The sequence below is a fragment of the Collinsella sp. AF14-35 genome, from assembly GCF_003464565.1.
Lineage (GTDB): Bacteria > Actinomycetota > Coriobacteriia > Coriobacteriales > Coriobacteriaceae > Collinsella.
In genome coordinates this window covers 98,558-108,963 of the sequence record NZ_QRZD01000005.1, presented here as the reverse complement: position 1 = coordinate 108,963, position 10,406 = coordinate 98,558, and the positions used below count along the sequence as shown (strand labels likewise).

The window sequence follows — 10,406 nt, the reverse complement described above, 5'->3', positions numbered from 1 at the left end:
GGAGTAGCGTCGAAGGTTGACAAAACTATAGGAACACCCAATGACTACCTGCAAAATGAGCGTGGATAATCTCCCGTTTTTGGGCTGTGCTTTGGGCAAAAGTGGGAGATTATCCACGCTCATCCGGTAAGCGTCCAAAAATCCACGCTCATTTGCCGTGTCCCTGCCGTATCCTTCTCGCACCAGTTTCTGTCGAGTCGGTGCTTCTTGTGGGTTGCCCGTATAATGGTTTGCGTATGAACCGCAACCAAGGAGTTCCAGTTTATGGACCAGAACCTTTTTAAATTCGACCTGATTGCCGAGGATCCGACGACGCACGCGCGCGCCGGCGTACTGCACACCCCGCACGGCGACATCGAGACGCCGATCTTTATGCCCGTGGGCACCAAGGCAAACGTCAAGGGCATTCCTACCGAGACTGTCAAGAAGCTCGGCGCCCAGATCGTGCTCGCCAATACCTATCATCTGTCCATGCGTCCCGGCGAGGATACCATCGCCGAGCTGGGCGGCCTGCACAAGTTCATGAACTGGCACGGCCCCATCCTCACCGACTCGGGCGGTTTCCAGGTCTTCAGCCACAACGATGCCGTCAAGCTCACCGATGAGGGCGTGCGCTTTATCGTCAACGATTACGACGGCCGCCACGTGTTTTGGACGCCCGAGGACAACATGGAAATCGCCATGAAACTCGGCTCCGATATCTGCATGCAGCTCGACCAGTGCCCGGGCTATCCCGCCACGCGCGCCTACGTTGAGCGCGCCGTTGAGCTGTCGAGCATGTGGGCCGAGCGCTGCTATAAGGCGCATACCCGCGATGACCAGGCGCTCTTTGGCATCGTTCAGGGCGGCATGCACCTGGATCTGCGCCTGCGTTCGCTGCGCCATCTGGAGGAGTGCGGCGACTTCCCGGGCTATGGTATCGGTGGCTATTCGGTGGGCGAGGATCACGAGACCATGTTCGAGACCCTGGCGCCGCTCGTGAGCGAGTACATGCCCAAGCATAAGCCGCGCTACCTGATGGGTGTCGGCAACCCCACCACGCTCGTACGCGGCGTGGGCGTGGGCATCGACATGTTCGACTGTGTGCTGCCGACGCGCACCGGTCGCATGGGTACGGCGTTCTCCAGTGAAGGTCGCCTTAACTTCCGTAACGCGCGCTTTGCGCACGACGACGGCCCCATCGACCCCACCTGCACCTGCCCGGTGTGCACGGGCGGCTACAGCCGCGCGCTCATTCGCCACATGGTCACGCAGAAGGAGATGCTCGGCGGCATTTTGCTTTCGATGCACAATATCTACTACCTGCTCAACCTTATGCAGCGTGCCCGCCAGGCCATTATCGAGGGCCGCTACGGCGCATTCGTGAGCGACTGGATGAACAGCCCTGCGGCGGTGGATTACTAAGAGCAGCACGGGCGCTTGCAGAGCGCGGGCAACGGCAAGGGGCGAGCGCCGGCCGGTCATCACGTTTGCTAACACCGCTTGCGCGACCGATGACCGATAGCTTGCAAGCATTTGATGCATCGTGGGTACCATACCGAATAGTTGATGTTCGGGCGGGTGTTTGACGCATGGCGTCGACCCCGCCCGCTTTTCTTTTTCTCGATAGGAGTACCCATGATTAAGAATGAGAACGTCGAGGGCGAGCCTGCCTACGACGAGACGTACCGCCGCGGCCCCGTGGTCATGCGCGGCCCCATGATTCCCATGGACAACACCTACGCCAACCTGCTGGCGCCCGAGGACTCGACCGACTGGTTGCACACCGACCCCTGGCGCGTGCTGCGCATTCAGGCAGAGTTCGTTGATGGTTTTGGCGCACTTGCCGAGCTTGGTCCTGCGGTGACCATCTTCGGCAGTGCCCGCACGCCCAAGACCGATCCGCTCTACAAGGCGGCACGCGCCGTTGGCCGCAAGATCGCCCAGCGCGGCGTGGCGGTTATCACCGGCGGTGGTCCCGGCGTCATGGAGGCGGCCAACAGGGGAGCGGCGAGCGCCAACGGCAAGTCGGTCGGCTTGGGTATCGAGCTTCCGCACGAGCAGGGGCTCAATAAATACGTGAACCTCGGCATGGACTTCCGCTACTTCTTTGTGCGCAAAACCATGTTCGTTAAGTACAGCTCGGGCGCCATCGTATTTCCCGGCGGCTTTGGCACGCTCGACGAGATGTTCGAGGTTCTCACGCTGGTGCAGACGCACAAGGTCAAGCGCATGCCGCTCGTGCTGGTGGGCACCGAGTACTGGCAGGGCCTATTCGACTGGCTCAACGGCCCGGTGATGAGCACCGGTATGATTAGCCCGCTCGATCCGGATCTGGTACACATTACCGACGACCTCAACGAGGCCGTTGACATTGCGCTCAGCGGGCTGATGTAGATCAATCGTGCCCACGCGACATGAATACGCATGGCAATCTGATGTTATCTAACATCAGATTGCCATTTATATTGGGTATACTGGTGTAAAAGACGAGGGCGAGGAGGTCGCAAATGTCTACAGCAACAGTTAAGCCTACGACGGTTCGAATCGAAGAGGGGCTCAAGGAGCAGGCGACTGAGTTCTTGGATTCGGTCGGCCTCAGCCTCAATTCCTATCTCAATCTTGCCGTTCGGCAGCTGGTAAATCAGCGAAAGATTCCTTTTGAGATTGTAGGAAGGGCGGAGGTGCCCAACGAGGTGACGAGGCGCGCCATGGTGATCGCCGAGGCTCATGAGCTGGGGATTTTGCCGGACGATAGCCTGTCATTCAATAACGCTGATGAGCTTATGTCATTCCTCGATGAGGAATAGCGATGTTCGAGATTAAAGTCGAGGCTCAATTTAAGGTGGACTACAAACGAACGATGCGCATGCATCCGCAGCTAAAAAGTGAGTTTAAAGCGGCGGTTGCAGAGCTTGTGGCTCATGGGTCACTTCCGGCGGAGTATGGCGCCCACGAGCTCTCAAACCCGGGCGGAAACTACAACGGCCACATCGATTTCCACCTATCCGATGGCTTGGTCGATGTGGTCGTTCTTTATCTTCCCCATAAGACTAACCCAGTGATTAGGCTGGTGAGAATGGGCACTCATCAGGAACTGTTTCAGGGTCCGCTGGGCTGATCGCCGATTTCTAAGTTGCGGTGGAATAGGGATTGATTTGCGGCTGATAAGCCAAAAACAGTTCCTATTCCACCGCAAGTGGTAAAGGTGCCCCTAGTGGATGGGCTGGTAGCGGGGGCAGTAGCTGATGGCGATGGCGTCGACGCCTACATGGGTGGCGATGGTGCAGCCGATGGGGCCGGTGCCGGCGTCTACGTAATCCTGGCCCGCGAGTGCCTCGTTGACAAGTTCCTGCTCCTCGGCGGCGCCGGTCGTGAGCACGCGCACGCTTGAGCCCGGGTGCTCGTCCAAAAACGCGAGGCAATCTGCCATGGTGTTGGCGACGATGCGCTTGGCGCCGCGGCCCTTTTTGATTGCCTTGATCTCGCCCGATTTCCACTCCGGCGAAACGGCCAGGCGAATGTTGAGTATCTGCGTCAGCTGGCCGGCGAGCTTGGGGGCGCGGCCGTTTTTGACCAGGTTCTCGAGCGTGCGGGGAATCAGCAGCAGGTGGGCTTCGGGCAGCGTCGCGCGGATCTGCGCCTCGGTCTCGTCCAAGCTGCGGCCGTCCTCGCGCATGGCAAGCGCGTACTCCACCAGCAGGCCCTCGGCGCCCGAGCCGGTGCGCGAATCGATGCAGCGCACGTCGAGCTCGTGGGTCTCGGCGACCAGGCATGCGTTGGAATAGCAGGCGGACCACTCGCTGCACAGCGAGATAAAGATCGCGCTGTCGTGGCCATCGGCGCGTACGCGGTCAAACAGCGCCTTGAACTCGCCGGCGCTCGGCTGCGAGGTGTGCGGCAGCTGCTCGGAGCCGGCCATGCGGGCGACGTATTCCTCGGCGGTAATCTGCACCTGGTCGAGCAGGTCCTCGCCCTCGATAATCACATGCAGCGGAATCACGTAAATGCCGAGCTCTTGGGCACGGGCGGGGGAGATGTCCGATGTGGAGTCGGTTATGATGGCAAAAGACATAATTGCACCTTTCGTTGGGGCGCGGCAGCGCCGCCTTCTGAAAGCAAAGTGCGACAAGTATAGTGGAGTTGCTCTACATTGCTAGGTTCAATTGTTGAATAGTCAACAGTTTGAAGCGGTGATGTGGAAATCATCAACTGGGGAAGAAGGGTGCCGATGGCGGCATTGCAACTTTGCGAGCGGCCGGTTGTGCTGTTCGATTTTGACGGCACGGTGGCCGATACGGGTCGGGCAGTGATGACCTCGACGCGCAAGACGCTGGCTGCGCGCGGGTTTTCGGAGACGCAGATGGGTGATCTGCGCCGCATGATCGGGCCGCCCCTGTGGAAGAGCTTTCACGACTTTTACGGCTTTTCCCGCGAGGAGTCGCTTGTGGTGGCCGATGAGTACCGCGCCTTTTTTGATGAACTGGGACCGGAGGAGTATCCCGTGTTCAATGGGGTCCCCGAGCTGCTGGATGGGTTGGTCGCCCAAGGCAAACGTATGGCCGTGGCGACGTCGCGCATGGAGGCCAAGTGCATCGACATGGTGCATGAGCTCGGGCTCTCTCAGTTTGAGGCGGTGATTGGCATGAATCCGCCGCAGGGACGCGAGACCAAGGCCGATTCGGTCCGCGATGCCCTGGCGGCGCTCGGCGCGACGGCCGACGATGCCGTGATGATCGGCGATCGCTTTAACGATGTGGAGGGCGCGCACGCAATGGGCGTGCCGTGCATCGGCATCTATTCGGGCGCGGCGGCGCCGGGCGAGCACGAGGCGGCGGGTGCCGATGCGGTGGTGCACTCGGTGGCCGAGCTTGCTAAACTTTTCGCTATCTAATGACGTAATGTGAGGGGCGAGCGCGCTCGCCGCTCATTGGTAAGGAGGTCGTCCATGAATCAGGTGGAGCAGAGCGTCGCCGAGTATGTCGACGAGGTCTGGGAAGATGTCGTCGCCGATATCGAGCAGCTGGTGAGCTATCCGTCCGTGGCAGTTTCTGCCGATGCAGAGCCCGGCGCGCCGTTTGGCCGCCCGGTCCGTGACGCGCTCGACTGTGCGCTCGGCATCGCGCAGAAGCTCGGCTATCAGACGAGCGACGACGAGGGCTATGTGGGCATTGCCGATATTCCTGGCCGCGGCGACAAGCAGCTCGCGACCATCTGCCACGTGGACGTGGTGCCCGCCGGCCCGGGCTGGAACACCGACCCGTTTGCGATGGAGCGTCGCGAGGGCTGGCTGCTCGGCCGCGGCGTTATCGACGACAAGGGTCCGGCGGTGCTGTCGCTCTACGCCGGCGCCTATCTGCTCAAGCACGGCATTGTTCCGCGCTACACCTTCCGCGCACTGCTGGGCTGCGATGAGGAAGTGGGCATGTCCGACGTTCACCATTATCTGGAGAACCACGCGAACCCCGACTTTCTGTTTACGCCCGATGCCGAGTTCCCGGTCTGTAATGCCGAGAAGGGCCAGTTTGGGGCGACATTTGTGAGCTCCAAGATCGACGGCGGGCGCATTGTGTCCTGGAGCGGTGCCGAGGCGAGCAACGCCATTCCGTCGCAGTCTATCTGCGAGCTTGCGATTGCCGCCGATGAGCTGCCGGCGCCGGTCGAGAACGGCGACCGCCTGGAGATCACGGCGCTCGATAACGGGCATGCGCAGATTTTCGCCCACGGCATTGGCGGTCATGCCTCGATGCCAGAGGGAACGATCAACGCCGTCGGGCTGATCGTGGCGTATCTGCGCGAGGCCGAGGACGCGTTTGGTGCACGCGACGAGCGCCTGCTGACGCCTGCCGAGCACGAGTTCGTCAAGTTCCTGGCCTTTGTGCATGCGGACGCCTATGGTCGCGGCCTGGGTATCGATGCGACGAGTCCGGCGTTTGGCCCGCTTACCTGCAACGCTGGCGTCATCCGCGTGGCGGATGGCCATATTGAGCAGGTCATCGACGTGCGCTTCCCCGACAGCACGAGTGCTGATACCATCCGCGAGCAGCTCGATCCGCTCGTGGGCCGTTTTGGCGTGACGTGCCGTGTGGGTCGTGCGAAGGTGCCGTTCTCGGTCTCTGCCGACGATCCGGCCGTAAAGGCGCTTATTGATACCTATAACGAGTTTACGGGCAAGCATGCTGAGCCCTTTGCCATGGGCGGCGGCACGTACGCGCGCAACTTTGCCCGCGCCGTCTCGTTTGGCCCCGAGGAGACCGGTCTGGAGCTGCCCGAGTGGGGCGGCCAGATGCACGGTCCCAACGAGTGCGCCAACGAGGAACAGCTCAAGCAGGCGCTCAAGATTTATATCGTGGCGATCTTACGTTTGAACGAGCTTGAGCTTTAAGGCTGCGGCGTTTTAACAACTTAGCACCCCTTTCGTCCGGGCTTTTTAAGTTGCGGTGGAATAGTTCCTAGAATGGGCCATTTGATGGCCAAGCAGGAACTATTTCACCGCAACTTTGTTTTTATTGGTGTAAAAGGCGGGCCATGCTTGGTGGCGGGTTTGTTATTCGTTTGTAAAGCCGAGCCGCGCTTGCGGTAAGGGTCTATCAGATGCCCGTAATAAAGCGCAGCTGACGCGGGCGCTGCCCGATCGAGACCGTATCTTTCCAAACAGCAAAGCGGGCAGGGTGCCCGCGAGTCGCTTGTATGAAAGGAAGATCATGCTCGATCAGGCTTATTCTCGTCGTCAGTTCCTCGGCCTCGCTGGTGGTCTTGCCAGCATCGTCGGTCTCGGTCTCGTTGGTTGCGGCGGCTCCAACGCCGCCAACACCGCTGCTGAGGGCAGCGCCGCTGCTGCCGAGTCCGTCTCCGGCGAGGTGACCTACGACGGCGCCTCCTCGTTCCAGGCTCTCGTCGAGGCTGCTGCCGAGAAGTTTATGGATGCCAATCCCGACGTCTCCGTCTCCGGTTCGGGCAACGGTTCGGGCAAGGGCCTGACCGCTGTTGCCGCCGGCACCGTTACTATCGGTAACTCCGACGTCTTCGCCGAGACCAAGCTCGAGGCCGATCAGGTCAAGAGCCTCGTCGATCACGAGGTCGCCGTCGTGGGCATGGGCCCTGTCGTCTCCAAGAACGTCAAGGTCGATGATCTGTCCCTCGAGCAGCTCAAGGGCATCTTCTCCGGCCAGATCACCAACTGGAAGGAGGTCGGCGGCGACGACGCCAAGATCGTCGTCCTCAACCGCAAGGCAGGCTCCGGCACCCGCGCCACCTTCGAGGCCGCCGTCTTTGGCGACGAGGCCGTCGACTTTAAGGGCGACGCCGAGCTCGACAAGTCCGGCGACGTCCAGACCCAGATGGCCAGCACCGACAACGCCATCTCCTACCTCGACTTCTCGCACTTCGACGACTCCAAGTTCAACGCCATCAAGGTCGAGGGCGTCGAGCCCAAGAGCGCAAACGTTACCGACGACTCCTTTAAGATCTGGGCGACCGAGCACATGTACTGCTCCAAGGACGCCGACGAGGCCACCACGGCCTTCCTGGAGTTCATGCTTTCCGACGACGTCCAGGGCAAGCTCGTCGAGGAGCAGGGCTTTATCCCCGTCTCTGCCATGAAGGTCGTCAAGGACGCCAGCGGCAAGGTATCCGCTAAATAAGTAATCGCCCCGGAAAGGTTTGCAATGGCAAAACAGCTGCCAAAGCGCGACCTTGAGAACGTGGGCCTGGGCGTCACGGGCGCGTGCGTAGCGCTCGTGACGCTTGTCGTTGCCGCGCTCATCTTTATGGTCGCCCAAAAGGGCCTCTCGGCTTTTCTCAAGGACGGCGTCTCGGTCGTAGAGTTCTTCGCCGGCACCAAGTGGGATCTGGCCAACACAGCCGAAAACGGCCTGCCCTACACCGGCGCCCTGCCCCTGATCGTCACCTCGTTTGCGGTCATGGTGCTCTCCACGCTCATCGCGCTGCCCATCGCCATCGGCTCTGCCATCTTTGCGGTCGAGATCCAGCCTAAGTTTGGCTCCAAGGTCTTTCAGCCGCTTATTGAGCTTTTGACCGGCATTCCCTCGGTCGTCTTTGGCCTGATTGGCTTTCACGTGGTCGTCGGTCTTATGAAGAGCGTTTTCCACGTGAGCACAGGCCTGGGCATCTTGCCCGGCGCCATCGTGCTGGCCGTCATGATTCTGCCGACGATGACCACGCTTTCGGTCGATGGCCTGCGTGCTGTGCCCGACAGCTACCGTCAGGGCTCGCTCGCACTGGGCTACACCCGCTGGCAGACCATCTGGCACGTGGTGCTCAAGTCCGCCATGCCGTCGCTCATGACTGCGGTCATCCTTGGTATGACCCGCGCCTTTGGCGAGACGCTCGCCGTGCGTATGGTCATCGGCGGCATCGAGGCCATGCCGACGTCGCTGCTGTCGCCGGCGTCCACCATCACCACCACGCTCACCACGTCTATGGCGGTCTATGCCGAGGGCTCGGCCCAAGACGATGTTCTGTGGGCGCTCGGTCTGCTGCTGATGGGCATGAGCCTCATCTTCATCTTGATCATCCACCTTATCGGCCGCAAGGGGGCGAAGGCTCGTGGCTAGCACGCGCATCCACATCGACGAGGCGAAACTCGGGCGTGTCCAAAAGCAGGACCGCATCGCCACGGGCGTGCTGACGGCGATTGTCGCCATCGTCATGCTTATCGTCGTCTCCATGGTGGCCTACATCCTGTTCGAGGGTATCTCGACGCTGTTCCAGCCGGGCTTTCTCACGCAGCCCGCACGCGCCAACGGAACGCAAGGCGGCGTGCTCTACCAGCTGTTCGACTCGTTCTATCTGCTGCTGATCACCCTGATCATCTCGGTGCCCATCAGCCTGGGCGGCGCGGTCTTTTTGGTTGAGTACGCGCCCGATGGGCCTATTCGCGACATCGCCTCGACCGCCATCGAGACGCTGTCCTCGCTGCCCTCCATTGTCGTAGGCATGTTCGGCTTTCTGGTGTTCTCGGTGCAGCTGGGCTGGAAGTACTCCATCATCTCCGGCGCCGTCGCGCTCACCATGTTCAACATCCCCATCCTGGTGCGCGTGATTCAGCAGGCGCTCGAGGACGTGCCGCAGGCCCAGCGCGATGCGTGCCTGGCCATGGGCCTCACTCGCTGGGAGGCCACACTGCACATCCTGATTCCCGAGGCCATGCCCGCCATCGTGACCGGCATCGTGCTTTCGGCCGGCCGCGTGTTTGGCGAGGCCGCGGCGCTGCTCTTTACCTCGGGCATGAGCTCGCCGGTTCGCCTGAACTTCTTGAGTTTTAACCTGTCGAGCCCCACCTGCGCCTGGAACGTGTTCCGTCCCGGCGAGTCGCTGGCCGTGCACATCTACAAGATCTATGGCGAGGGCAGCCCCGAGGCCCAGCAGATCGTCTGGGGCATCGCGGCACTGCTGATGATTTGCGTGCTGCTGTTTAACGTAGTCGCCCGTATCGTGGGCAAGCAACTGGCAAGGAAGATGACGGCCGAATGAGCGAGATGAACACAACGCCCGCAACCGAGGCGGCATCGTCCGACACCCAGGACTTTTTGTCGAGCGTGGGGGAGAGCGAGAGGCGCGTGCGCGTGAGCGGCAAGGCCGTGAGCGACGAGGTCGTGCTCTCCGCCAAGGACGTCAACGTGTACTATGGCGACCACCATGCGCTGCACAATACGTCGCTCGACTTCCACAAGGGTGAGATCACGGCGCTCATCGGGCCTTCGGGCTGCGGCAAGTCGACCTTCTTGCGTAGCCTCAACCTGATGAATCGCGAGATTCGCCGCTGTCGCGTGGAGGGCGAGATCAACTACCGCGGGCGCAACGTGAACACCAAGACCGAGAACACGTACGAGCTGCGTCGCTCCATCGGCATGGTGTTCCAGCAGCCAAACCCCTTCCGCAAGTCCATTCGCGACAACATCACCTTTGCGCCCAAGCGCCACGGCATCACCGACCGTGACGAGCTCGACCGCATGGTCGAGGAAAGTCTGCGCGGTGCCGCGCTGTGGGACGAGGTCAAAGACAAGCTCGACAAGAGCGCCTACGCGCTTTCGGGCGGTCAGCAGCAGCGTCTGTGCATTGCGCGCACGCTGGCGCTCAACCCCGACGTAATCCTGTTTGACGAGCCCTGCTCGGCGCTCGACCCCATCTCGACGCTGGCGATCGAGGACCTCATGTCGTCGATCGTGGCCGACCGCGCCATCGTCATCGTGACGCACAACATGGAGCAGGCGTCGCGCGTGTCCAACCGCACGGCGTTTTTCTACATGGGCGATATGGTCGAGTACGACGAGACCGACGAGATTTTCCAACGGCCCAAGGATAAGCGGCTGAATGATTACCTCACCGGCATGTTCTCCTAGTCCGGGACATGCTTGAGGCCCGCGGCGGCCACGGTTGCCGCGGGACTGATTGGAGAGGCGGGT

Annotated in this window: 11 protein-coding genes; 10 read left to right on the top strand and 1 reads right to left on the bottom strand. The window is 61.2% G+C overall.

The window, feature by feature from the left end; translation table 11 throughout:
* Positions 1 to 264: 264 nt before the first annotated feature.
* The 4 genes from tgt (at position 265) to DWW12_RS03130 (ending at position 3,100) form a co-directional block, all read left to right on the top strand.
* Positions 265 to 1,404 carry a tRNA guanosine(34) transglycosylase Tgt gene (gene tgt, locus DWW12_RS03145; RefSeq protein WP_055250876.1) on the top strand — a complete coding sequence of 380 codons (1,140 nt, stop codon included), beginning with the start codon at positions 265 to 267 and terminating at the stop codon, positions 1,402 to 1,404.
* A gap of 213 nt (positions 1,405 to 1,617) precedes the next feature.
* Positions 1,618 to 2,376: a TIGR00730 family Rossman fold protein gene (locus DWW12_RS03140; protein ID WP_117854933.1), complete on the top strand. Its 759-nt coding sequence runs from the start codon at positions 1,618 to 1,620 to the stop codon at positions 2,374 to 2,376.
* A gap of 113 nt (positions 2,377 to 2,489) precedes the next feature.
* Positions 2,490 to 2,789, top strand: coding sequence for a type II toxin-antitoxin system RelB/DinJ family antitoxin (locus DWW12_RS03135; protein WP_055250873.1), 300 nt, complete (start codon positions 2,490 to 2,492; stop codon positions 2,787 to 2,789).
* A gap of 2 nt (positions 2,790 to 2,791) precedes the next feature.
* Positions 2,792 to 3,100, top strand: coding sequence for a type II toxin-antitoxin system YafQ family toxin (locus tag DWW12_RS03130; RefSeq protein ID WP_055250871.1), 309 nt, complete (start codon positions 2,792 to 2,794; stop codon positions 3,098 to 3,100).
* A 93-nt stretch (positions 3,101 to 3,193) separates the two neighbouring features.
* Here DWW12_RS03130 and DWW12_RS03125 read toward each other — a convergent pair whose 3' ends face one another.
* On the bottom strand, positions 3,194 to 4,054 hold the full coding sequence (locus tag DWW12_RS03125; protein WP_117854932.1) for a DegV family protein: 861 nt from the start codon (positions 4,052 to 4,054) through the stop codon (positions 3,194 to 3,196).
* A 156-nt stretch (positions 4,055 to 4,210) separates the two neighbouring features.
* Here DWW12_RS03125 and DWW12_RS03120 point away from each other — a divergent pair, with 156 nt between their 5' ends.
* The 6 genes from DWW12_RS03120 (at position 4,211) to pstB (ending at position 10,343) form a co-directional block, all read left to right on the top strand.
* The gene (locus DWW12_RS03120; protein WP_117778448.1) at positions 4,211 to 4,873 is read left to right on the top strand and encodes an HAD hydrolase-like protein; all 663 of its coding nucleotides are present in this window, start codon (positions 4,211 to 4,213) and stop codon (positions 4,871 to 4,873) included.
* 54 nt (positions 4,874 to 4,927) lie between these two features.
* Complete coding sequence (locus tag DWW12_RS03115; RefSeq protein ID WP_089572097.1) at positions 4,928 to 6,364, top strand: M20 family metallopeptidase; 1,437 nt, start codon at positions 4,928 to 4,930, stop codon at positions 6,362 to 6,364.
* Positions 6,365 to 6,683: 319 nt separating this feature from the next.
* The gene (locus DWW12_RS03110; protein ID WP_117854930.1) at positions 6,684 to 7,622 is read left to right on the top strand and encodes a phosphate ABC transporter substrate-binding protein; all 939 of its coding nucleotides are present in this window, start codon (positions 6,684 to 6,686) and stop codon (positions 7,620 to 7,622) included.
* A gap of 24 nt (positions 7,623 to 7,646) precedes the next feature.
* Positions 7,647 to 8,555 (top strand): phosphate ABC transporter permease subunit PstC, encoded by a 909-nt coding sequence (pstC, locus tag DWW12_RS03105; RefSeq protein WP_117786412.1) that lies wholly within the window; start codon positions 7,647 to 7,649, stop codon positions 8,553 to 8,555.
* Positions 8,548 to 9,474, top strand: a complete 927-nt coding sequence (gene pstA / locus DWW12_RS03100; protein WP_117854929.1) for a phosphate ABC transporter permease PstA — start codon at positions 8,548 to 8,550, stop codon at positions 9,472 to 9,474. Before pstC ends, pstA begins: the two co-directional genes overlap by 8 nt.
* Positions 9,471 to 10,343, top strand: a complete 873-nt coding sequence (pstB, locus tag DWW12_RS03095; protein WP_117854927.1) for a phosphate ABC transporter ATP-binding protein PstB — start codon at positions 9,471 to 9,473, stop codon at positions 10,341 to 10,343. Before pstA ends, pstB begins: the two co-directional genes overlap by 4 nt.
* Positions 10,344 to 10,406 lie beyond the last annotated feature (63 nt).